This window comes from Pseudomonas sp. H26/SER47-MNA-CIBAN-0231 (assembly GCF_040310465.1).
In the GTDB taxonomy this organism is placed as follows: Bacteria; Pseudomonadota; Gammaproteobacteria; order Pseudomonadales; family Pseudomonadaceae; genus Aquipseudomonas; species Aquipseudomonas atacamensis.
In genome coordinates this window covers 99,345-120,886 of sequence record NZ_JBEOPW010000015.1, presented here as the reverse complement: position 1 = coordinate 120,886, position 21,542 = coordinate 99,345, and the positions used below count along the sequence as shown (strand labels likewise).

The window sequence follows — 21,542 nt, the reverse complement described above, 5'->3', positions numbered from 1 at the left end:
ACTGACGCACCTTTTCCCCACCCCTGTTTTGGAAACATCGATGAGCACCTTGCTGGCCCTGGACACCGCGACTGAAGCTTGCTCCGTTGCCTTGCTGCATGACGGCAAGGTCACGAGCCATTACGAGGTGATCCCGCGTCTGCATGCGCAGAAGCTGCTGCCGATGATCCAGCAATTGCTCGCCGATGCGGGCACCACGTTGCAAGCTGTCGACGCGATTGCCTTCGGCCGTGGCCCGGGCGCGTTCACCGGTGTGCGCATTGCCATCGGTGTGGTGCAGGGTTTGGCCTTTGCTCTGGATCGTCCGGTATTGCCGGTATCCAACCTTGCCGTGCTGGCGCAGCGTGCCTTTCGTGAACATGGCGTAAGCCAGGTCGCGGCTGCGATCGATGCGCGGATGGATGAAGTGTATTGGGGCTGCTACCGCGAGACGGCGGGGGAGATGCGTCTGGTTGGCGCCGAAGCCGTGTTGCCGCCGGAAGTCGCCGCGTTGCCAACTGATGCCAGTGGCGATTGGTTCGGTGCCGGTACTGGTTGGGATTACGGCGAGCGCATCGCGGTCAATCTGAGCGGCTCCGACGCCGGCATGCTGCCCCACGCCGAAGACCTGTTGACGCTGGCGCGTTTCGCCTGGGAGCGCGGTGAGGCGATCCCGGCAGATGACGCCCAGCCGGTCTACCTGCGCGATAAAGTTGCCACCCCGAAAGCCCGCTGATTCGACACTTTCTCCTGTGGGAGCGAGCTTGCTCGCGAAGGCTTCTGGTCAGTCAATGCATGTGTTGAATGTGCTGGCCCCTTCGCGAGCAGGCTCGCTCCCACAGGTTCGCTGGCCACATACAAATATCGCCAATCGTCAGTTTCTGCCCCCTCGCTTAAAACCTTTTGCGCTTTATGTGTTCTAGTTATCACTCGGCGGTTTGCTAAGTCGGTCAAGTGCCGCTAAATTGCCATCATTGATACCGAGCATGACATTATGCGTATAGACGGCGTTTCCACTCAGTCCTACCCCATCAAGCGCAAGCCGCGTAAAGGCAATGCGGCGCTGGATGAATCTGTCGACATCATCGACGGCGAGCTGGAATTCCCGAGCGAAGAGCAGATGGCCGCCCGTGCAGCCCAAGCCACCGCGCAACGCCTGAGCAACCTGCCTGCCCGTCAACAAGACATGATCTACCACCGCGCGATGAAGAAAAGCGTAGCCATGGCCCTGGCCAGCTACCTGAGCACCGCCGGTTTTGTCGATTGGGACGCAGACGTGCTGGGCCTTGATCTGTATATCTGATGGATCTGCCTTACTACCTCGGTTGCCCGTCCTGGAGCGAAAATGCCTGGCGCGAGTATCTGTATCCGATAGACGCAAAAACCTCCGACTTTCTCGCTCTCTACTGCCAGGTGTTCAACGCCGTCGAAGGCAACACCACCTTCTACGCCAGCCCGTCGCCAGCCACGGTGCAGCGCTGGGCCGAGATCATGCCGGCGCACTTTCGCTTCACTGCCAAATTCCCCGGCGACATCAGCCACAGCGGCGACTTGCGCGAGCAATTGACCGCTGCCGAAACTTTCCTGCAATTACTCAAGCCGTTAGGCGAACGTGTTTCGCCGCTGTGGCTGCAACTGTCGAAAAGCTTCACGCCGCAGCGTCTGCCGGAGCTCGCGGCGTTTATCGATGCGCTGGATTGCCCGCTTGCGGTCGAGGTGCGCAATGAACAGTTCTTCGCCAAGGGCGAGAGCGAACGTCTGCTCAATCGTCTGTTGCTGGATCGCGGTGTCGAGCGCATCTGTCTCGACCCGCGCGCGCTGTTCAGCTGCTTGTCGACCGAGTCCTCGGTGATCCACGCGCAGTCAAAAAAACCGCGTGTACCGACGCGTCCGGCGGCGTTCACGCAGTTTCCGCAGGTGCGTTTCATCGGCCATCCCGAGCTTGAGGCAAACGATGCGTTTCTTGTGCCGTGGGTGGCGAAAGTCGCTGAATGGATCGAAGAGGGCCGCACGCCCTACGTCTTTCTGCATACCGCCGACAACCTGTTGGCAGCGAAACTGGCGCAACGTTTTCACGCACAACTGATGCAACGTTTGCCTGGCTTGCCCGCGCTGCCTGAGCTATACAGAGAACCCGCCGCCGAGCAGCTTGGCTTGCTCTGAGGCGGGTTTTTTCTGTCCGGGAGCCCGTCGATGAACGTCCAAGTCAGTCAACAGCAACTCCTTAAAGCCCAAGCCTTCAAGGCCCTGCATGATCGCCAGGGGATCTTCGTCATCCCCAATCCGTGGGATGCCGGCTCGGCGAAGATGCTCGCCAGTCTTGGCTATCAGGCCTTGGCCACCACCAGTGCCGGTTACGCGTTTTCTCAGGGCAAAGCTGATGGCGCGTTGAGTCTCGACGAGACCCTGGCCAATGTCCGGGCGATTGTCGCGGCGACGGATCTGCCGGTGGCGGTGGACCTGGAAAACGGCTTTGCCGATGATCCGCTCGAGTCCGCGCAGAGTCTTCTCCGTGCCGCCGAAGCGGGCGCGGTGGGCGGGTCGATCGAGGACGCTACGGGACGTCCGGACGCGCCGATCTATTGCTTCGAACACGCCGTGGCGCGGATTGAAGCCGCCGTCGCGGCGGTACGCACGCTGCCGTTTCCCTTCATCCTCACGGCTCGCGCGGAAAATTACCTGCACGGTAATCCCGATCTCAACGACACCATTCGCCGTTTGCAGGCATTTGCCGAAGCGGGTGCCGACGTGCTCTATGCGCCGGGTTTGCGCAGCGCCGAAGAAGTGCTGGCAGTGGTGCGAGCCGTGGCGCCGAAGCCGGTCAACGTATTGATGTCCGGTGGATTGAAATTGACCGTGCAACAGCTCGAGGAACTGGGCGTACGCCGCATCAGCACCGGCTCGGCACTGGCGCTGGCGGCGTTCGGCGAGTTCTTCCGCGCGGCTGAGGAAATCCAGCAATCCGGCACCTTTGGCTTCACGTCACAGTCGATGCCGTACGCCAAAGCCAATCAATTCTTCAAGGACTGAGCATGGGACGTTGGCTGTTCTGGGGGGTGTTGCTCGCGATCGCTGGTGGCGCGGTGAGTGTCTGGCGTGGCTGGCTGGACGTGCCGCCGCAGTGGAACCCGTGGGCGCCATTGGACATAAAAGCCGCGCCCAACTGGCTCACCGGTTACAAACTCATGCGCCTGCGCAGCGATCCTGAGCTTTGCGCACAGGCGCTGAGCAGCTCGGATCTGCGCGTCAGCCCCCAGGCCGACAGCCCCGGCGCCAAGTGTCCGCTGATCGGTGCTCTGCGGGTGCAGGGCGGTGAAGTGGCGCTGAGCAGCAGTTTCATCGCCAGTTGCCCGCTGGCGGTGGCCTACGCAATGTTTGAACACCACACCCTGCAACCGGCGGCGCAATCGGTTTACGGCCAGAAAATCGCGCGGGTCGATCACCTCGGCAGCTTTGCCTGTCGCAATGTTTACAACCGTGAGAGCGGCGCTCTCAGCCGACATGCGAGTGCCGACGCGCTGGACATCGCCGGTTTCCGCCTGGCTGACGGACGCACGATCAGCGTGCTCAAGGATTGGCCCAAGCAGAATCAGGACGCAGAGTTTCTGCGCCAACTGCGTGACGGCGCCTGTGAGTCATTCAGTGTGGTGTTGAGTCCGGACTACAACGCCGCTCATCGCAATCACTTTCATGTCGATGTCGGGCGCTGGAGCGTGTGTCGCTGAGAATCAGGCGGCGAGGCGCAGGTTCTGCAGAACGATCGGGCGAGCCCAGCCATTATCGAAGTCCAGGGCTTTCTGTTGCTCGACGATTTCTTCCGGCGGGAACGGCGGGTAAGGCTTCTGCAGCAAGTCCAGGTCGAACTCGGCAATCGGCAGGTACAGCGGACGTTTCTGCGGAGCAGGGCCTGGCTCCGGCACTGGCTGGCCATTGTTGATCACAATCGGGCGTACCCAACTGCTGTCGAAATCCTGTTGCTCTTGCTGGGCTTTGAGCTCTTCCGGCGGGAACGGTGGGAACGGCTTGTCCAGCAGCTCCATTTCGAACTCGGCGATCGGCAGGAACAGTGGCTCTGGCGGGCGAACCTGGGTTTCGACCACATCGCACTCGCGCTGGCTGACGATGTGCGCGTGCAACTCGCTGCCAACGGTTGGTTCTTCCGGGCTGTTCAGGTCAACCGGTGGAAACGTGCCACAGGCAGGCACCACTTCACTCGTCTGTTCGGCCAGGGCCTGGGCAAAGAAATCCTGCCACAGGTGACTGACGCCGCTCAGTGCTTGAGTGTTATGACGGCTGAAGTCGCCATGGGGCGAAACGTAGCCAATCGATGTGGGAAGAATGCCTGACATTTTTTTCGGTTGACGCTCAGCTCTGGCAAAATGCGCGTTGAATGGTTTATCGGCGGTTTTTGTCGATCCTTAACTTTTTTGAGCGTTTTTTCATGATCGAGTCACCTGCGGCCTGCCGCATCCATGTCCAGGCCCTCGCCCCAGCGTTTCAAACGCAAGCCGAACAGTGGGCCGAACGTCTCGGCCTGCCGCTCGGCGAGGCGGACGGTGAGTTCGCCTTGCAGGTCGGCGAGCAGGGTTTGCAGTTGCAGCAACTCGGCCCGGATGCGCCTGGACCGGTGAGGGTCGACTTCGTCGAAGGCGGCGCGGCGCATCGTCGTTTGTATGGCGGCGGCAGCGGACAGATGATTGCCAAGGCTGTCGGCATCGCCCAAGGCGTGCGCCCGCGGGTGCTGGATGCCACGGCGGGGCTGGGCAAGGACGCGTTTGTGTTGGCCAGTCTCGGTTGTGAAATGAGCCTGATCGAGCGCCAGCCGCTGATCGGCGCACTGCTTGAGGATGGCTTGGCCCGGGCCGCAGAAGATTTCGATGTAGCGCCGATCGTGGCGCGGATGAAATTGCTCAAGGGCAATTCCATCGAAGTGATGCGCAGTTGGGAAGGGGAACCGCCGCAGGTGATCTACCTCGACCCGATGTTCCCGCATCGCGAGAAAACCGCGCTGGTGAAAAAGGAAATGCGCCTGTTCCGCCCGCTGGTCGGTGATGATCCGGATGCCCCGGCCCTGCTTGAAGCCGCGCTGGCGCTGGCCACGCACCGGGTGGTAGTCAAACGCCCGCGCAAGGCGGCGTGCATCGAAGGGCCGAAACCGAGCCATGCGCTGGATGGCAAATCGAGCCGGTATGACATTTATCCGAAAAAAGCGCTGAAGCCCTGAGACTGCGTCGCCCCATTCGCGAGCAGGCTCGCTCCCACAGTTGAAATGCATTCCAGTGTGGGAGCGAGCCTGCTCGCGAAGCGGTCTGCACAAGCACCGCAAAACTGTCAGGGTTTGTACGCCCTCATAAACAACCCCACCACCTCCCGCACATGCCGTTCCGCTGCCTCTCCGGTCAGCGGCTCGCCGCAGCCATACAACAAACGAAAATTTCCCGCGCCTTTGATCAGGCAGAAGAAGTGCTCGGCGGCGTTGCGTGGTTGGTCGATGCTCAGCGCGCCGGTTGCATGGATTTTCGTCAGCAGACCTTCCATGCCGTTGACCACGCGCTCGGGGCCGGCCTCGAAGAAGATCAGCGACAGCTTCGGATCCTGGCTGCCCAGCGCCATGATCAGACGGTGCAGGTTCACCGATTCATCGCTGTTGATCAGGTGGTGGAAGCCTCGGGCTATGTTCAGCAATACATTTTCCACCGCGATGCCGTCCGGCAATTCGAAGAACAGCGGTGGCAATTGTTCCTCGCATTTCGCGACGACGGCAGCGGAGAACAGCGTCTCCTTGTCGTTGAAATGGCTGTAGACCGTCAGCTTCGACACGCCGGCCTCGCTGGCCACCGCGTCCATGCTGGTGTTGGCGTAGCCATGGCAGAGAAACAGGGTTTTCGCCGCATCCAGGATCGCTTGGCGTTTGGCCAGATCCTTGGGGCGGCCCGGGCCGTTTGGAGCTGAAAGATTGTTCGACATTCTTCGCTTTTAATACTGGACTGGTGAGTTTGCTATTAATACCATACCCGCCAGTATAAATATTCCAAGCCTCATTCGCGAAAGGTCCGTCACCATGTTCCGCCATGCGTTGTCCTTTGCCGTGCCAGTCAGTCTGGCGTTCCTGTTATCGGCGTGCGGTCAGGAAGAGGTGACCAAAGTCACCGTACGCCCGGCCATGGTGGTACAGCCCGAGCCTTCGGCGCAGGCGATGGAGAGTTATCCGGGCGAGGTGCGAGCCCGCTATGAGCCTGATCTGGCGTTCCGCATCGGCGGCAAAGTCAGCCGACGACTGGTCGACGAAGGCCAGCGCGTCAAGGCCGATCAGCCCTTGGCCGAACTCGATCCGCAGGATGTGCGCCTGCAACTGGAAGCCACCCGCGCGCAGGTTGCCGCCGCCGAGGCCAATCTGAACCTGGTGCGCGCCGAGCGCGATCGCTACAAAACCCTGATGGATCGGCAGATGGTCAGCCGCTCGGCCTACGACAACGCCGAAAATCTATACCGCTCCGGCGAAGCCCGCCTTAAACAAATCAAAGCCGAATTCAACGTTTCGACCAACCAGGCCAGTTACGCGGTGCTGCGTGCGCCGCAGGATGGTGTGGTGGCCAAGCGTTCGGTGGAAGTCGGTCAGGTGGTCGCTGCCGGGCAAACCGTGTTCACCCTCGCCACCGATGGTGAGCGCGAAGTATTGATCAGCCTGCCGGAGCAAAGCTTCGGCCGCTTCAAGGTCGGTCAGCCGGTTACCGTGGAATTGTGGGCACAGCAGAATCAACGCTTCGCCGGGCAGATCCGCGAGTTGTCGCCGTCCGCCGACCCGCGCTCACGCACTTTTGCTGCGCGTATCTCGTTCACCAGCGGCAAAGTCCCGGCCGAACTGGGGCAGAGCGCCCGGGTGTTTGTGCAATCGGCCGACAATGTCTCGTTGTCGATACCGCTTTCCGCGCTGACCGCTGAAAACGGTGCGACTTACGTCTGGGTGGTCAACGGCAACAACACGTTGAAGAAAACTCCGGTACGGGTCGGTCCGTTCGGCGAGAAAAGCGTGGCGGTGCTCGAAGGCTTGAATGCGAGCGACTGGGTGGTGGCTGCCGGCGTTCACGTATTGCTCGACGGCCAGCAGGTGCGACCAGTGGATCGCTCCAATCGTGTGGTCAATCTGGCGAACAAGGAGTAAGCCCCGATGCGCTTCAACCTCTCCGAATGGGCGTTGCGTAATCGCCAGATCGTACTGTTCCTGATGCTTTTGCTCGCCGTTGTCGGCGCGTTGTCCTACACCAAACTCGGCCAGAGTGAAGACCCGCCGTTCACCTTCAAGGCGATGGTCATTCAGACCCGCTGGCCCGGTGCGACCGCGCAGGAGGTCTCGCGCCAGGTCACCGAACGGATCGAAAAGAAACTGATGGAAACCGGCGAGTACGAACGCATCATGTCGTTCTCCCGCCCCGGTGAATCCCAGGTCACCTTCATCGCCCGCGACTCGATGCACTCCAAGCAGATCCCTGATCTCTGGTACCAGTTGCGCAAGAAGGTCGGCGACATTCGCCAGACTTTGCCGCCGGGAATTCAGGGGCCGTTCTTCAACGATGAGTTCGGCACCACCTTCGGCAATATCTATGCGTTGACCGGCGACGGTTTCGACTACGCCGTGCTCAAGGATTACGCCGACCGCATCCAGATTCAGCTGCAGCGGGTCAAGGACGTCGGCAAGGTCGAACTGCTTGGGTTGCAGGACGAGAAAATCTGGGTCGAGCTGTCCAACGTCAAACTCGCCACTCTTGGCTTGCCGCTGGCGGCGGTGCAGCAGGCGCTGGAGGAACAGAACGCGGTGTCCACGGCGGGGTTCTTCGAAACCGGCAGCGAGCGCTTGCAGCTACGCGTCTCGGGGAATTTTCAGACAGTCGATGAGATAAAGAACTTTCCGATCCGCGTCGCCGATCGTACGTTCCGCATCTCCGATATCGCCGATGTGCGTCGCGGTTTCAGCGACCCACCGGCGCCGCGCATGCGTTTCATGGGCGACGACGCGATCGGTCTGGCCGTGGCGATGAAGGACGGCGGCGACATTCTGGTGCTGGGCAAGGCACTGGAGGGCGAGTTCTCGCGGATCCAGAAAAACCTCCCGGCCGGCATGCAGTTGCGCAAGGTGTCCGATCAGCCGGCAGCGGTAAAAACCGGCGTCGGCGAGTTCGTCCAGGTGTTGGTCGAGGCGTTGGCGATCGTCTTGCTGGTGAGCTTCTTTTCCCTCGGTGTGCGCACCGGCATGGTCGTCGCGCTGACCATTCCGCTGGTGCTGGCGATGACCTTCGCTTGCATGTATTACCTCGGCATCGGTCTGCACAAGATTTCCCTCGGTGCGCTGGTGCTGGCGCTGGGTCTGCTGGTGGACGACGCGATCATCGCCGTGGAAATGATGGCGATCAAAATGGAGCAGGGCTTCGACCGCATTCGCGCGGCGAGTTATGCCTGGACCAGCACCGCGTTCCCGATGCTCACCGGCACGTTGATCACCGCCGCCGGCTTCCTGCCGATTGCCACTGCGCAGTCCGGCACCGGCGAATACACCCGTTCGATTTTCCAGGTAGTGACCATTGCCTTGCTCGCCTCATGGGTCGCGGCGGTGATGTTCGTGCCGTATCTGGGGGAAAAACTCCTGCCGGATCTGGCGAAAATTCACGTGGCAAAACACGGCACTGGCGATGGTCAACCGGATCCGTATGCTACGCCGTTTTATCAGCGCGTCCGGCGTCTGGTGGAGTGGTGCGTGGCCCATCGCAAGACTGTGATCGTGCTGACTGTGGGCCTGTTCATTGCCTCGGTGATGCTGTTCCGTTTCGTCCCGCAGCAGTTCTTCCCGGCTTCGAACCGGCTGGAGTTGATGGTCGACCTGAAACTGGCCGAAGGCGTTTCGCTGGCCAACACCACCAGTGAAGTCAAACGCCTCGAAGCGCTGCTCAAGGAGCACGCTGGCATCGACAATTATGTGGCCTATGTCGGCACCGGTTCGCCACGCTTTTATCTGCCGCTGGATCAGCAACTGCCGGCGGCGAGTTTTGCCCAGTTCGTGGTGTTGGCAAAAACCATCGAAGAGCGTGAAGCGCTGCGCAGCTGGTTGATCGAAACCCTCAACGAACAGTTCCCGGCCCTGCGTTCGCGGGTCACTCGTTTGGAAAATGGCCCGCCGGTTGGCTATCCGGTGCAGTTCCGCGTCACGGGCGAGCACATCGAAGAAGTCCGTGCGTTGGCGCGCAAGGTGGCGGCAAAGGTTCGCGAGAATCCGCATGTGGTCAACGTGCATCTGGACTGGGAGGAGCCAAGCAAAGTTGTCTACCTGAATATCGACCAGGATCGCGCCCGCGCCCTCGGTGTGAGCACCGCCAATCTGGCGAAATTCCTGCAGAGTTCGCTGGTCGGCTCGACGGTCAGCCAGTACCGCGAAGACAACGAATTGATCGAGATTCTGCTGCGCGGCACCGTGCACGAGCGCACTGAATTGTCGTTGTTGCCGAGCCTGGCGGTGCCGACCGATAACGGTCGCAGTGTGGCGTTGTCGCAGATTGCCACGCTGGAATACGGCTTCGAGGAAGGCATCATCTGGCACCGCAACCGCCTGCCAAACGTGACCGTACGCGCGGACATTTATGGCAAGGAACAACCGGCGACGCTGGTCAAACAGATCATGCCGACGCTGGACCCGATTCGCGCTGAGTTGCCCGATGGTTATCTGCTGGATGTCGGCGGCACGGTGGAGGATTCCGAGCGCGGGCAGAAGTCGGTGAATGCCGGGGTGCCGATGTTCATTGTCGTGGTGTTGACCTTGCTGATGGTGCAGTTGCGCAGTTTCTCGCGCACGGCGATGGTGTTTCTGACGGCGCCGTTGGGCTTGATCGGGGTGACGTTGTTTCTGATGGTGTTCCGGCAGCCGTTCGGGTTTGTGGCGATGCTCGGGACCATCGCATTGTCCGGGATGATCATGCGCAATTCGGTGATTCTGGTCGATCAGATCGAGCAGGATATTGCTTCGGGGCTTAAGCCTTGGCAGGCGATTATCGAGGCTACGGTGCGGCGGTTCCGGCCGATTGTGTTGACGGCGCTGGCGGCGGTGCTGGCGATGATTCCGCTGTCGCGCAGTGTGTTTTTCGGGCCGATGGCGGTGGCGATCATGGGCGGGCTGATTGTGGCCACGGCGCTGACGCTGTTGTTTTTGCCGGCGTTGTATGCGGCCTGGTTCAGGGTGCGTAAGGAGGCTTGAGGTTTTTGTGTCGTGGCGGCCTTCGGGCCGACCATGACGTGGGGTTTTGGGTGTATATCCGTTGCTGTGGGTGTTGCTGATTACGGTTCCGCTCTTACGCCGTCACCTTTTTCAAACGCCGGAGTGCCGGCCCAGCAAAAAGGTAACCGAAAAGGCTTGCTCCTGCGTCCGTCCCTCGCAGGCTCGCGTTCCTTCGCTGCACCTCCTTCCGCTGTGTCTGGCTGCGCCAGACGGTCGCTGCGCTCCCACGCCGGATCAGTCCCTCCACTCAGCCTTCCGACGTCGCCGGTGGATCAAGATCAAGAGCAGGCGAGCTGACACTCGGCCTATTGAGTGGTGAAAAGCGTGGGTGTTCGGCTTTTGATTTGTGTTGTTGCTGCCCCTCACCCCAGCCCTCTCCCGAGGGAGAGGGAGCCGATTTTGGGCGTTCCAAAATCTGCATTCGACTCGGTATCGCAAGTCGGCGTATTTCGCCTAAACACCTCGGTCAGTCCCCTCTCCCTCCGGGAGAGGGCTAGGGTGAGGGGCTTTTGATCTGTTTCTTTTGCGGATACTGACTCGGTATCTCAAGCCGACGTTGCTCTGGTAATCAGCCCGACTTCCCGCTATGACTGCGCATCGGCAGAGGATTTCCCTTGCTGAACTGCGGTGAATCGTGTCCTCGGTCCGGTCGATCCACAAAGCGGATGCGCAAAAAAAACCGCTGAACCGAGGAAGTTGAGCGGGCTTTTTTTGTGGTTCGGAAATTACAACGTACCAAACACCTTCTTCGCCAGACTCGTCGCCGCAGCGGCCGGGTTCTGACGAATTGTTTCTTCCTGCTTGCCGATCATCTCGAACAAACCGTTGAGCGCCTGTTCAGTGACGTAGCTTTCAACGTTCGCGCTCTTCGCGTCCACCACGCCAAACGCAGCGGCCTGGCCTGCGAACGAGTTGTACTTCTGCGCGACGCCGACCTTGTCGGTGGCTTGCTTGACGATGGGCAGGAATTTCGCGCGGATCTGTTCGCGGCTGGATTTGTTCAGGTATTGGGTCGCCGAATCGTTGCCGCCGCTGAGGATGCCTTTGGCGTCGGCCACGCTCATTTTCTTCACTGCATCGACGAGGATTGGCTGGGCCTGGGTCACGGCGGATTCGGCCGCTTTGTTCATCGCGGTTTCCAGTTCTTCGACCTGGGCGCCCATGCCGAAGGCTTTCATCTTGCTTGCGGCTTTGCCGAGTTTGCCTGGCAGTTCGATTTTCACTTCGGGGTTATTGCTGAAGCCGCCCGGGGTGCCGAGTTGTTTCACGGCGATCTGTGCGCCTTGGGTCAGGGCGTCCTTGAGGCCGCCGGTGGCGTCTTGTTGCGACAGGTCGTTGAGCGACAAGGCCAAGGCGTTGGCGGAGATCAGCAGACCGGCGCAGGCGGCGGCGAAGCGAAGGGTAGGGCGGCGCATGGCGGCTTCCTTGTGGCGAAAAATGGATTAACGAACGGCGTCGACGCGGATTTTCAGCGGCTGCGGGTCGTTGCCGTCGAGCTGCACGGCATGGTTTTCGGTGGTGATGAACATCAACTCGCCGTTGACTTCAATACGTGCGCTGACCGAGTAACGGTGGCCGGATTTGACCTGCGCCGGATCGTAGCTCAAATGAAACGGCAGCGGCACCTGGCCTTTGATCGGGCCGTTCTGTTCAGCGAGGACGATGGCCGGTGCATCGGCCAGCGACACATCTTGCAGGCTCACGCTCAGAGTCGCGCTCGGGGGCAGGGCGATGCGTTGCAGGTAGAAGACTTCGCCGTCGAGGCTGGCCTTGCCGGCGGGGGTGGTTGATTGGCAGGCGCTGAGCAGGGTGGCGGCGGCGAGGGTCAACACTTTTTTCATGGATGAATCTCCTTTCAATGTGGGAGCGAGCCTGCTCGCGAAAGCGCTGGGTCAGTCAAACTAAATGTCGACTGACATTCCGTCTTCGCGAGCAGGCTCGCTCCCACAGGGGTAAGGCTTCAAGCCTCAGGCTGTGGCGTGATCTGATCCGCCGCATCTTCACTGCGGTGCAGCGCGACCTGGCGGATCGACAGGCGAATCTCCGCCGGCAACACGCGCTTGGCCGCGCCTTCGGCCAGCTCGCCGAGCAGTTCGTGGTAGCTGAGCTTGCCGGCTTCGTCGCGGCGCAGGACGTCGAGGTCGAGCAGGGTCTGGATGAAGTGGCGGAACAGACTCTTGTCGAAAAACTCTGGGGCGTTCAGGCCATGGAGGATCGACAGACGCTGGGCCATCACTGTGCACAGATCTTCCAGCTCTTCGGCGCTGATGCTGTTCTGGCCGCTGTTGAGCAGCAAAGATACGGTCATGTAGAACCGCTGCAGGGTCTGCGCGATGCTTTTCGACAGTAGTGTCAGCAGCACGAAATGCCGCGAACTCGGTGCCGGACGCAGGTACAGGTCTTTCTCGAAACGCAGCAGGCCCTGCTCGACGAACGCTTCCAGCCACTGATCGATCACCGCGTCGAGTTCGTCCAGGCTCCAGCGGATGAACAATTCCGATTGCAGGTACGGATACAGCGCGCGGGTGTAGCGCAGGATCTGCTCGCGGCTCATGCGCGAGGTGCTCTGGAAGAAACTCGCCAGCAACGACGGCAGAGCGAAAATGTGCAGGACGTTGTTGCGGTAGTAAGTCATCAGGACTGCGTTCTGCTCGTCCAGATACAGAATCTTGCCCAGCGCATCGTTCTGCTCGGCGAGCAGATCCATGTCTTTCACATGCTCGATCAGCGCCCGGCCATCGCCTTCCGGCAAGGTGGTGTGTGGCGAATACGGGACCTTGCGCAGCAGCGCCAGATACAAGTCAAGCACCCGCGCCATGGCGCGATCATCCAGCGCCAGGCGCGTGGTCGACAGCAGGGCCAGCGCTACCAGATTCACCGGATTGATCGCCGCCGCTTCGTTGAGGTGCCGGGCGACTTTCTCGCCGAGGCGGTTGGTGGTTTCGTTGAGCCACGCCGGTTTGAACTGCGGGCCGAGCTCCTGCTGGCGCCAGTCCGGTTGCTCGGCGTCGAGAAATTCCGCCAGTTTGATCGGCTCGCCGAAGTTCACCGCGACCTGACCGAAGCGCTGCTTGAGCGCGCCGATCACTTTGAAAATGTCGAAGATCGATTCTTTTTTCTTGCTCGCCCCACGCAGTTCGCCGAGGTAAGTGCGGCCTTCGAGCACGCGCTCGTAACCGATGTACACCGGCACGAAGACGATCGGCATCCGCGACGAACGCAGGAAACTGCGCAGGGTGATCGCGAGCATGCCGGTTTTCGGTTGCAGCATGCGCCCGGTGCGCGAGCGCCCGCCCTCGACGAAATACTCGACCGGGAAACCTTTGGTGAACAGCGTGTGCAGGTATTCGTTGAACACCGAGGTGTACAACGGATTGCCCTTGAACGTGCGGCGCATGAAAAACGCACCGCCGCGACGCAGCAGGCTGCCGATCACCGGCATGTTCAGGTTGATCCCGGCGGCAATGTGCGGCGGGGTCAGGCCGTTGCGGAACAGCAAATAGGAAAGCAGCAGGTAGTCGATGTGGCTGCGGTGGCACGGCACGTAGATCACTTCGTGACCCTGCGCGACGTTCTGCACGCCCTCGATGTGGTTGACCTTGATGCCGTCGTAGATCTTGTTCCAGAACCAGCTCAGCACCACTTCGAGAAAACGGATCGCAGTGTAGGTGTAGTCCGAAGCAATCTCGTTGCCATAGCGCAGGGCCTGAGCCTTGGCCTTTTCCGGGGAGATTTTTTCGCGCTCGGCTTCGTCGAGGATCGCCTGTTTGACCAGCGGCTGGTTGAGCAGGCCTTTGACCAGATTGCGCCGGTGGGAAATGTCCGGGCCGATCACCGCAGCTTTGAGATTGCGGAAGTGCACGCGCAGGATGCGCTGGGCCATGCGCACGGTGCGCTCGTGGCCCTTGTTGTGATCGATCAGTTCGCGCAGGTGAATCGGCGCGGAGAACTGCACGCGGGTTTTACGCCCGAGGACGATGATGCTCAGCAGTCGGCGCAGACGACCGGTGACCGCCCAGCTGTCAGCGAACAACAGTTTCCATGGACTGTTTTCGCTGTCTGGCGACTGGCCCCAGAACACGCTGACCGGAATGATTTGCGCGTCTTCGGCAGCGTTCTGCGTCAGCGCGCTGACCAGGCGGGTGAGAGTCGGCGGCGCGCCGCGTTTGTCCTGGCGACCGAGCCAGTCCGGGTCCGGTGTCAGATAAAAAAACGCCGCAGGTTCGATCAGCGTACCGACCGACACCGCCAGCACCGGGCGTGGCAAACCGGCCTTGGTGCACTCTGTGTCAACCACCGCCAGATCGGTCAGCGAGGGGTTTTGCAGGACGTAGAACACCGGACGACTGCGGTCGAGGTTGAGGGTGAACGACGACTGATTGATGGTCTCGGAGCGAACCCAGAGATACAACAGGCGGCGCAGGGTGCCAAACACAAGACGGCGGAACGGGGAACGGGTCATACGGCTTCTGCGTGAGTGAATAAAACCGAGCAGGCGCTCGGGGCGGACAGTTTGCCGTATTAGGCGAAAATCGGCAAAAAAGCGCCGAAGTAATCTCCTGTTGAGAGTTTCTGCGCCTGTCATATACTCGGCGCTCTGTTGCCGGTGCCCTGTCATGGACGTCGGACGCAGGCTGACGTTCCTCGAAGGCTTTCCTGCGAAAAGCCCGTTCAATAATAAAAAAGGAGTATGAACAGATGGCAACACGCGAAACCGGCAACGTGAAGTGGTTCAACGACGCCAAAGGCTACGGCTTTATCCAGCGCGACGACGGCGTGGACGTGTTTGTGCACTACCGCGCGATACGCGGTGAAGGGCACCGCTCGCTGACCGAAGGTCAACAGGTCGAGTACGCGGTGATCACCGGCGAGAAGGGGTTGCAGGCTGAGGATGTTGTAGGTCTGTAATCTTGAAGACCAAAAGATCGCAGCCTTCGGCAGCTCCTACAGATGTACACATGACCCTGTAGGAGCTGCCGAAGGCTGCGATCTTTTGCTTTCAGGCAGTTTTCCAGGTGATTTCTTCTTCACCGTCTTCGCTGATGCGAATCCAGCGATCAGCGGTTTCTTCACCTTCTTCTTCGACCCACGTTCCCGGTGCGCAGCGCACCTCGACGTTCAGTGCGGCAAAGGCTGCGCGGGCGCAGGCGATGTCGTCGTCCCAGGGGGTCTGGTCGCTTTCCAGGAACAGGCTGTTCCACTTGCCCACGGCTTTCGGCAGCCAGGTCACTGGCACGTTGCCGGCCTTGCACTTGTAGGTCTGGCCTTTCTGCACCCAGTCGCTGCACGGGCCCAGCGCTTGGCCGAGCCAGGCGGCGATGGCCTTGTGGTCGACGTCGGCGTCTTTCAGGTAAATCTCGATGTCCGGTTGGCGCATGGATGTCCTCACTGCGGGTCTGAAAAATCCATTCGCGGATTTAGCCGGCCCCGGGCCTGTGCCCGAGACCAAAAGTTATTGAAGAACGAAATAATCGTAGCGCATCGACACGGTGGTCTCGAACGGCTCGGCCTGTTCGATCACCGCAGCACGACGCTCGGCACTGGCACGCCAGCCGTGAGGCGTCATCGCCAACAGGTTGGCGCGGTCCTCGGGCTTGTCCAGGCTCAGCTTGAATTCCAGGGTTTCACTGTGCGCCAGCGCCATGCCTTCCGGCACTAGGGCCAGGTGCTTGTCGTCGGTGTACTCGCGCACTTCGTCGTACAGGCGTTCGCGCAATTCCATCAGATGGCCGCGGGTCGGGCCGACCTTCATCAGGCCGCCGCCGACGCTGAGCAGACGCTTGGCTTCCTCCCAGTCCAGCGGACTGAAGACGCTGGCGAGAAACTGGCAACTGCCTGAAGCCAATGGCACGCGGGCCATGCTGGCAATCAACCAGGTAATTGCCGGATTGCGCTTGCAGGCGCGTTTGACCGCTTCGCGGGAAATGTCCAGTGCATAGCCATCAGCGCTCGGCAAAGCTTCGGCGATTTGCGCGGTGTAGTAACCCTCGCCACAACCGATGTCGACCCAGCGCTCCGGCGCATAACTCGCCGCCAATTCAGCCAGACGCCTGGCCACTGGCGCGTAATGCCCGGCGTTGAGGAAATCACGCCGCGCCTCGACCATCGCTTGATTGTCGCCCGGGTCGCGGCTGTTCTTGTGCTGCACCGGCAACAGGTTCAGATAACCCTGACGCGCACGGTCAAACCGATGCCCGGCGGGGCAGACCACGCCGTTGTCGACCGCATTGAGCGGCTCACTGCAGATCGGGCACGCGAGCATCAGGCGAGCAACTTGATCAGGGTCTGGTAATAGATTTCCGTCAGCACATCGAGATCGGCTGCCAGCACGCGCTCGTTGACCTGGTGGATGGTCGCGTTGACCGGGCCCAGTTCAACCACTTGCGTGCCCATGGTCGCGATGAAGCGGCCATCGGAGGTGCCGCCGCTGGTCGACGCCTTGGTCTCGCGACCGGTGATGTCCTTGATGCTCGACGACACCGCATCAAGCAGCGCGCCCGGTTCGGTGAGGAATGGCAGGCCGGACAGTGCCCAGTCGATGTGCCAGTCCAGACCATGCTTGTCGAGAATATCGGCCACACGCTTCTGCAGGCCTTCGACGGTCGATTCGGTGGAAAAACGGAAGTTGAACACCGCCACCAGATCACCGGGGATCACGTTGGTCGCGCCGGTGCCGGAATTGAGGTTGGAAATCTGGAAACTGGTCGGCGGGAAGAAATCGTTGCCGTGGTCCCAGTGCTCGGCGGCCAGCTCTGCCAGCGCCGGAGCGGCGAGGTGGATCGGGTTCTTCGCCAGATGCGGGTAGGCCACGTGGCCCTGCACGCCTTTGACCGTCAGCTTGGCGCCGAGGGAGCCGCGACGTCCGTTTTTCACCACATCGCCGACCAGGGTGGTGCTCGATGGTTCGCCAACGATGCACCAGTCCAGGCGCTCCTTGCGCGCGACCAGACGCTCGACCACTGCCTTGGTGCCGTGATGCGCCGGGCCTTCTTCATCGCTGGTGATGAGGAAAGCGACCTTGCCCTTGTGATTCGGATAGTCGGCGACGAAGCGTTCAGCGGCGACTGTCATCGATGCCAGGCTGCCTTTCATGTCTGCCGCGCCACGGCCGCAGAGCATGCCATGTTCGTCGATCACGGCATTGAACGGATCGATCTGCCATGCGGTAACCGGACCGGTCGGCACCACGTCGGTGTGGCCGGCGAAGCACAGCACCGGGCCGTCGTTGTTGCCATGAGTGGCCCAGAAGTTATCCACATCTTCGATGCGCATCGGCTCCAGGGTGAAACCGGCATCGCCCAGGCGCTGCATCATCTGCTTCTGGCAGTCGGCATCGATTGGGGTCACGGAAGGACGGCGGATCAGGTCGATGGCCAGTTGAAGGGTCGGCGATAGGTCGGCGTGGGCCGTCATGGAAAACTCCGGGATCATGGGGTATGAGCTTGGGCTTCTAATGTGGGAGCGAGCCTGCTCGCGAAAGCGGTCTACCAGGCACCTTAAAGGTTGAATGTTACAACGCCTTCGCGAGCAGGCTCGCTCCCACAAGGGACAGGGGTGGTCAGTCAGACCGGTTATCACGCCAAGCCCCGCAAAATGGCGGTTATCTTAAAGCAAAACGGCGACCATTGGCCGCCGTTTAGTGCTGCGTTGCGGATTTAGACGACCGGTGCCGGCTCAGCCTTGGCCACAGGTTTGGGCAGCGACGACAGGAACGCCATGATCAGCGCCGCCAGATACGGCAGCGACTGCACCAGCAGCATGGTTACCCAGAAGCGCATGTCATTGCTCGGAATGCCCTGCACCAGGAAAATCCCCAGCGCCGCCCCCCACAGCAACAGCATGATGAACAGCTCCTCGCGAGCCTCGCTGATTGCCACCCAGAAGCCGTGGTTGTCGGCATTTTTCGGCGTGCGGAAAAACGGAATGCTGCTGGTGAAGAAACCGTACAGCACCGCTTTGGCGATGGTGTGCGACAACGCCAGCCCGGCCAGCGCCGCGCAGAACGCATCCTTCAGATTCACACCGACGGCGCGGCGATAAAGGAAGATGATCTTGCCGACCTTGAACACGAAAAGCGCCAGTGGCGGGATCGCGAAAATCAGCAACGGCGGATCGACCCGTTGCGGCACGATGATCATCGCCGCCGACCACAACAGCGCGCCAACGGTGAAGAAGATGTTCATGCCATCGGCGACCCACGGCAGCCAGCCGGCGAGGAAGTGATAACGCTGGCCACGGGTCAGTTCGGTGTCCTTGCCGCGCAGCAGGCTGCGGGTGTGGCGCTTGATGATCTGGATCGCGCCATACGCCCAGCGGAAACGCTGTTTCTTGAAGTCGATGAAGGTATCCGGCATCAGGCCTTTGCCGTAGCTGTCGTGGTAATACGCCGCCGACAGGCCCTTCTCGAACACGCGCAGACCGAGCTCGGCGTCTTCACATATGCACCAGTCAGCCCAGCCCAATTCTTCCAGCACGGAACGGCGGGTCATGGTCATGGTGCCGTGCTGAATGATCGCGTCACGGTCGTTGCGAGTGACCATGCCGATATGGAAGAAGCCCTTGTATTCGGCGTAGCACAGCTTCTTGAAGGTGCTTTCGTTCTGGTCGCGATAATCCTGCGGCGACTGCACTACGGCGATTTTTGGGTCGGCGAAGTGCGGCACCATGTGCTTGAGCCAGTTCGGGTGCACGCAGTAATCGGAGTCGATCACGGCAATGACTTCGGCGTCCTTGGCGGTGTGCGGAATCAGGTAATTCAGCGCGCCGCCCTTGAAACCGGCCAGCGGCGATACGTGGAAGAACTTGAAGCGCGGGCCGAGGGTTGCGCAGTAATCGCGCACCGGTTCCCAGACGGCCGGGTCCTTGGTGTTGTTGTCGATGATCAGGACTTCGAAGTCCGGATAATCAAGTGCGGCGAGGGCGTCGAGGGTCTGTTTGACCATCTCTGGCGGCTCGTTGTAGCAGGGCACATGGATCGACACTTTCGGCCGGTAATCAGAATCGCCCAGCACCGGCAGGAATTCCCGACGGCGCTTGTGAATCCACACCGCTTCGGCCAGTTCATGGGCCTCTGTAAGCAGGACGATGAATACCCCGAGCGCACCGAGCGCCAGGAGAAATCCGACCGTGAGGCTGAACCACGTGCTGTATTGCTGGCTGTAGTCGTAACCGATGTACACCAGCACCGAACCGCAGAGGAACGCGATAAACGTCAGGAACGTGCGACCGCGCTGGCGCAGCGCCGAGCCGTCGATCATCAGCAGGGTCAGCGACAGCAGCGCCAGCACCACCGAGCCGATGGCCAGCACGCGCCATTGCGGAATCGCCACCACCGGGCCTTCGAAATTGAATTTCTGCTGGCGCGCGGCGTTGAACACGCCCCAGTAGGCGCCGACCGAACCTTCATCGCTGGCCTTCCACGGCTGGTCGAACGCTTCGATCACGAAGTAGTTGAAGCCTTGGCGATTGAGCTTGTTGACCAGTGTGCGCAGGTAAATCGCCTGATCTGCCGGCGAGGCATCGGCGCCACCGCGCATGCGACCATTGCTCGGCCAGCCGACCTCGGAGAGCAGCAGCGGTTTTTTCGGAAAGAGTTTTTTCAGATCGCGGGCGCGGTCGAAGACGAACTGGCCGGCCTTGTCCACCGGAATGAATTCCCAGTAGGGCAGGACGTGGGCGGCGATCAGGTCAACGTGTTTGGCCAGTTGCGGGTATTTCTCCCAGATATGCCATTGCTCAGAGGTGGTCACCGGTACTTTGACCGCAGCGCGCACCCGATCCAGCAGAACGATCAGCGCTTCCGGGGTGATTTCTTCACGAAACAGCGCCTCGTTGCCGACCACCACGCGCACGACGCTTCTGGAGGTGTTGGCCAGTTCGATGGCTTTGGTGATTTCCCGTTCGTTGCGTTCCTGGTCCGGGCTGATCCAGATGCCGAGGGTGACGCGCAGGCCGAATTCCTCCGCCAGTTTCGGGATGTCTCCCAACGAACCGTCGACCGAATAGATACGAATGTTGTCGGTCAGCTTGCTCATGATTTCCAGGTCACGGCGCATTTCGTCGTCAGACGGATACTGATCCTTCTGTGGGAATTGCCCCTGCTGGAATGGCGAATACGAGAAGCCGGAGATTTGCTGCGGCCAGTTCGGCGCCGTGACCGGGCGATTGACCAGCGCCCAGAAACCGGTGAACAAGGCAGCGATGGCCAGCACCACCACCAGGTTGAGTCCAAATTTACGCGATGACATAGCTGTTTCGGGTTCCAAAGGCTGTGGAACGAAGGATCGGTCGGATAGACGCCCGAGGGGCGCGCATCCTACACCGGCGGTTAACCAGCCGTACAACTGACGGGAAAATGCCTGACATTGGGCAGCCGTCTCTGACTTAAGTTCTTACACTTGTCGCTTGCAGCTTAAAACTTGTCGCTGCGTAGCCCTATAATGCGCGCCGGTTTTTGGGGTAATGGTCATGAGTACAGAAGATCCGCGGTTTGCAGGCATCGCCCGTTTGTATGGCATCGAAGGCCTGGAACGCTTGCGCGCCGCCCATGTGGCGATCGTCGGCGTCGGTGGCGTCGGTTCCTGGGCGGCAGAAGCCATGGCCCGTTGCGGGGTGGGCGAGATTTCGCTGTTTGACCTCGACGACGTCTGCGTCAGCAATGCCAACCGCCAGTTGCACGCGTTGGACAGCACCGTCGGCAAACCCAAGGTCGAGGTGATGGCCGAGCGCCTGCGCGGGATCAACCCCGATTGCACGGTGCACGCCGTGGCCGATTTCGTTACCCGCGACACCATGGCCGAATACATCACGCCGAACATCGACTGCGTGATCGACTGCATCGATGCGGTCAATGCCAAAGCGGCGCTGATCGCTTGGTGCAAACGTCGCAAGATCCAGATCATTACCACCGGCGGCGCGGGCGGTCAGATTGACCCGACGCTGATTCAGGTTTGCGACTTGAACCGTACCTTTAACGATCCGCTGGCCTCGAAAGTCCGTTCGACCTTGCGCCGGGACTACGGCTTTTCCCGCACCGTGACCCGTCACTACAGCGTGCCGTGTGTGTTTTCCACCGAACAGCTGCGCTACCCGAAACCGGACGGCAGCATTTGTTTGCAGAAGAGTTTTGTCGGCGACGGCGTGAAGCTCGACTGCGCTGGCGGGTTTGGCGCGGTGATGATGGTCACGGCGACATTTGGCATGGTCGCGGCGACCAAGGCTGTGGACAAGATTGTCGCTGGTGTTCGGCGCCCGGCGGACCGGGTCAAACCTCAAGCCTGAGGGTATTAATGAGGGCCTCTTCGCG

At 60.7% G+C, this 21,542-nt stretch carries 19 protein-coding genes; 10 read left to right on the top strand and 9 right to left on the bottom strand.

The genetic code is table 11. The features are described from left to right. Positions 1 to 40: 40 nt before the first annotated feature. The 5 genes from tsaB (at position 41) to AAEZ10_RS20880 (ending at position 3,704) form a co-directional block, all read left to right on the top strand. Positions 41 to 715: a tRNA (adenosine(37)-N6)-threonylcarbamoyltransferase complex dimerization subunit type 1 TsaB gene (tsaB, locus tag AAEZ10_RS20900; RefSeq protein WP_350570806.1), complete on the top strand. Its 675-nt coding sequence runs from the start codon at positions 41 to 43 to the stop codon at positions 713 to 715. A gap of 258 nt (positions 716 to 973) precedes the next feature. Next, positions 974 to 1,282 carry a hypothetical protein gene (locus AAEZ10_RS20895; RefSeq protein ID WP_042606956.1) on the top strand — a complete coding sequence of 103 codons (309 nt, stop codon included), beginning with the start codon at positions 974 to 976 and terminating at the stop codon, positions 1,280 to 1,282. Then, positions 1,282 to 2,142: a DUF72 domain-containing protein gene (locus AAEZ10_RS20890; protein ID WP_073476098.1), complete on the top strand. Its 861-nt coding sequence runs from the start codon at positions 1,282 to 1,284 to the stop codon at positions 2,140 to 2,142. The genes AAEZ10_RS20895 and AAEZ10_RS20890 overlap by 1 nt, the downstream gene beginning before the upstream one ends. Positions 2,143 to 2,172: 30 nt before the next feature. Then, positions 2,173 to 3,009, top strand: a complete 837-nt coding sequence (locus AAEZ10_RS20885) for an isocitrate lyase/PEP mutase family protein (RefSeq protein ID WP_350570803.1) — start codon at positions 2,173 to 2,175, stop codon at positions 3,007 to 3,009. A gap of 2 nt (positions 3,010 to 3,011) precedes the next feature. After that, positions 3,012 to 3,704 carry an extensin-like domain-containing protein gene (locus AAEZ10_RS20880; RefSeq protein ID WP_122751935.1) on the top strand — a complete coding sequence of 231 codons (693 nt, stop codon included), beginning with the start codon at positions 3,012 to 3,014 and terminating at the stop codon, positions 3,702 to 3,704. Positions 3,705 to 3,707: 3 nt separating this feature from the next. On the opposite strand, the gene AAEZ10_RS20875 is transcribed toward AAEZ10_RS20880, so the two are convergent. Continuing rightward, complete coding sequence (locus AAEZ10_RS20875; RefSeq protein WP_056783179.1) at positions 3,708 to 4,328, bottom strand: hypothetical protein; 621 nt, start codon at positions 4,326 to 4,328, stop codon at positions 3,708 to 3,710. A gap of 92 nt (positions 4,329 to 4,420) precedes the next feature. Here AAEZ10_RS20875 and AAEZ10_RS20870 point away from each other — a divergent pair, with 92 nt between their 5' ends. After that, on the top strand, positions 4,421 to 5,203 hold the full coding sequence (locus AAEZ10_RS20870; protein ID WP_502947702.1) for a class I SAM-dependent methyltransferase: 783 nt from the start codon (positions 4,421 to 4,423) through the stop codon (positions 5,201 to 5,203). Positions 5,204 to 5,310: 107 nt separating this feature from the next. Here the strand turns inward: AAEZ10_RS20870 and AAEZ10_RS20865 are convergent, their stop codons facing one another. Further along, a complete protein-coding gene (locus tag AAEZ10_RS20865) occupies positions 5,311 to 5,946 on the bottom strand; it encodes a TetR/AcrR family transcriptional regulator (RefSeq protein WP_071174526.1) in 636 nt (211 codons plus the stop codon). A gap of 94 nt (positions 5,947 to 6,040) precedes the next feature. Between AAEZ10_RS20865 and AAEZ10_RS20860 the strand changes: the two genes are divergently transcribed. Both AAEZ10_RS20860 and AAEZ10_RS20855 read left to right on the top strand, forming a co-directional pair. Next, positions 6,041 to 7,141, top strand: coding sequence for an efflux RND transporter periplasmic adaptor subunit (locus tag AAEZ10_RS20860; protein ID WP_071174527.1), 1,101 nt, complete (start codon positions 6,041 to 6,043; stop codon positions 7,139 to 7,141). Between the two features lie 6 nt (positions 7,142 to 7,147). Beyond that, positions 7,148 to 10,216 (top strand): efflux RND transporter permease subunit, encoded by a 3,069-nt coding sequence (locus tag AAEZ10_RS20855; protein WP_350570800.1) that lies wholly within the window; start codon positions 7,148 to 7,150, stop codon positions 10,214 to 10,216. Positions 10,217 to 10,962: 746 nt separating this feature from the next. On the opposite strand, the gene AAEZ10_RS20850 is transcribed toward AAEZ10_RS20855, so the two are convergent. The 3 genes from AAEZ10_RS20850 to plsB all read right to left on the bottom strand — a co-directional run bounded on the left by AAEZ10_RS20850 (position 10,963) and on the right by plsB (position 14,699). Beyond that, complete coding sequence (locus tag AAEZ10_RS20850) at positions 10,963 to 11,652, bottom strand: DUF4197 domain-containing protein (protein ID WP_110645885.1); 690 nt, start codon at positions 11,650 to 11,652, stop codon at positions 10,963 to 10,965. 27 nt (positions 11,653 to 11,679) lie between these two features. Continuing rightward, a complete protein-coding gene (locus AAEZ10_RS20845; protein ID WP_282384473.1) occupies positions 11,680 to 12,078 on the bottom strand; it encodes a YbaY family lipoprotein in 399 nt (132 codons plus the stop codon). Between the two features lie 119 nt (positions 12,079 to 12,197). Further along, positions 12,198 to 14,699, bottom strand: a complete 2,502-nt coding sequence (gene plsB / locus AAEZ10_RS20840) for a glycerol-3-phosphate 1-O-acyltransferase PlsB (protein WP_350570797.1) — start codon at positions 14,697 to 14,699, stop codon at positions 12,198 to 12,200. Positions 14,700 to 14,935: 236 nt separating this feature from the next. On the opposite strand from plsB, the gene AAEZ10_RS20835 reads away from it, so the two are divergent. Further along, the gene (locus AAEZ10_RS20835) at positions 14,936 to 15,145 is read left to right on the top strand and encodes a cold-shock protein (RefSeq protein ID WP_016771489.1); all 210 of its coding nucleotides are present in this window, start codon (positions 14,936 to 14,938) and stop codon (positions 15,143 to 15,145) included. Positions 15,146 to 15,236: 91 nt separating this feature from the next. On the opposite strand, the gene AAEZ10_RS20830 is transcribed toward AAEZ10_RS20835, so the two are convergent. The 4 genes from AAEZ10_RS20830 to AAEZ10_RS20815 form a co-directional block, all read right to left on the bottom strand. After that, positions 15,237 to 15,614, bottom strand: a complete 378-nt coding sequence (locus AAEZ10_RS20830) for a hypothetical protein (RefSeq protein ID WP_016771488.1) — start codon at positions 15,612 to 15,614, stop codon at positions 15,237 to 15,239. Between the two features lie 75 nt (positions 15,615 to 15,689). Next, complete coding sequence (locus AAEZ10_RS20825) at positions 15,690 to 16,499, bottom strand: putative RNA methyltransferase (protein WP_350570794.1); 810 nt, start codon at positions 16,497 to 16,499, stop codon at positions 15,690 to 15,692. Continuing rightward, positions 16,499 to 17,650, bottom strand: coding sequence for a succinyl-diaminopimelate desuccinylase (gene dapE, locus AAEZ10_RS20820; protein ID WP_071174532.1), 1,152 nt, complete (start codon positions 17,648 to 17,650; stop codon positions 16,499 to 16,501). Before dapE ends, AAEZ10_RS20825 begins: the two co-directional genes overlap by 1 nt. Before the next feature lie 242 nt (positions 17,651 to 17,892). Further along, on the bottom strand, positions 17,893 to 20,484 hold the full coding sequence (locus AAEZ10_RS20815) for a glycosyltransferase (protein ID WP_056783195.1): 2,592 nt from the start codon (positions 20,482 to 20,484) through the stop codon (positions 17,893 to 17,895). 214 nt (positions 20,485 to 20,698) lie between these two features. On the opposite strand from AAEZ10_RS20815, the gene tcdA reads away from it, so the two are divergent. Then, a complete protein-coding gene (gene tcdA / locus AAEZ10_RS20810) occupies positions 20,699 to 21,517 on the top strand; it encodes a tRNA cyclic N6-threonylcarbamoyladenosine(37) synthase TcdA (protein ID WP_039762445.1) in 819 nt (272 codons plus the stop codon). Positions 21,518 to 21,542: the final 25 nt, after the last annotated feature.

Excerpts from the sequence above, each read along its gene's own strand:
- AAEZ10_RS20865 (WP_071174526.1), bottom strand. The coding sequence starts at position 5,946 with ATGTCGAACAATCTTTCAGCTCCAAACGGCCCGGGCCGCCCCAAGGAT.
- AAEZ10_RS20815 (WP_056783195.1), bottom strand. The coding sequence starts at position 20,484 with ATGTCATCGCGTAAATTTGGACTCAACCTGGTGGTGGTGCTGGCCATC.
- AAEZ10_RS20895 (WP_042606956.1), top strand. The coding sequence starts at position 974 with ATGCGTATAGACGGCGTTTCCACTCAGTCCTACCCCATCAAGCGCAAG.
- AAEZ10_RS20875 (WP_056783179.1), bottom strand. The coding sequence starts at position 4,328 with ATGTCAGGCATTCTTCCCACATCGATTGGCTACGTTTCGCCCCATGGC.
- AAEZ10_RS20825 (WP_350570794.1), bottom strand. The coding sequence starts at position 16,499 with ATGCTCGCGTGCCCGATCTGCAGTGAGCCGCTCAATGCGGTCGACAAC.
- AAEZ10_RS20835 (WP_016771489.1), top strand. The coding sequence starts at position 14,936 with ATGGCAACACGCGAAACCGGCAACGTGAAGTGGTTCAACGACGCCAAA.
- tcdA (WP_039762445.1), top strand. The coding sequence starts at position 20,699 with ATGGTCATGAGTACAGAAGATCCGCGGTTTGCAGGCATCGCCCGTTTG.
- AAEZ10_RS20860 (WP_071174527.1), top strand. The coding sequence starts at position 6,041 with ATGTTCCGCCATGCGTTGTCCTTTGCCGTGCCAGTCAGTCTGGCGTTC.
- AAEZ10_RS20850 (WP_110645885.1), bottom strand. The coding sequence starts at position 11,652 with ATGCGCCGCCCTACCCTTCGCTTCGCCGCCGCCTGCGCCGGTCTGCTG.
- AAEZ10_RS20885 (WP_350570803.1), top strand. The coding sequence starts at position 2,173 with ATGAACGTCCAAGTCAGTCAACAGCAACTCCTTAAAGCCCAAGCCTTC.
- AAEZ10_RS20830 (WP_016771488.1), bottom strand. The coding sequence starts at position 15,614 with ATGCGCCAACCGGACATCGAGATTTACCTGAAAGACGCCGACGTCGAC.
- AAEZ10_RS20890 (WP_073476098.1), top strand. The coding sequence starts at position 1,282 with ATGGATCTGCCTTACTACCTCGGTTGCCCGTCCTGGAGCGAAAATGCC.
- AAEZ10_RS20855 (WP_350570800.1), top strand. The coding sequence starts at position 7,148 with ATGCGCTTCAACCTCTCCGAATGGGCGTTGCGTAATCGCCAGATCGTA.
- AAEZ10_RS20870 (WP_502947702.1), top strand. The coding sequence starts at position 4,421 with ATGATCGAGTCACCTGCGGCCTGCCGCATCCATGTCCAGGCCCTCGCC.
- plsB (WP_350570797.1), bottom strand. The coding sequence starts at position 14,699 with ATGACCCGTTCCCCGTTCCGCCGTCTTGTGTTTGGCACCCTGCGCCGC.
- AAEZ10_RS20880 (WP_122751935.1), top strand. The coding sequence starts at position 3,012 with ATGGGACGTTGGCTGTTCTGGGGGGTGTTGCTCGCGATCGCTGGTGGC.
- AAEZ10_RS20845 (WP_282384473.1), bottom strand. The coding sequence starts at position 12,078 with ATGAAAAAAGTGTTGACCCTCGCCGCCGCCACCCTGCTCAGCGCCTGC.
- tsaB (WP_350570806.1), top strand. The coding sequence starts at position 41 with ATGAGCACCTTGCTGGCCCTGGACACCGCGACTGAAGCTTGCTCCGTT.
- dapE (WP_071174532.1), bottom strand. The coding sequence starts at position 17,650 with ATGACGGCCCACGCCGACCTATCGCCGACCCTTCAACTGGCCATCGAC.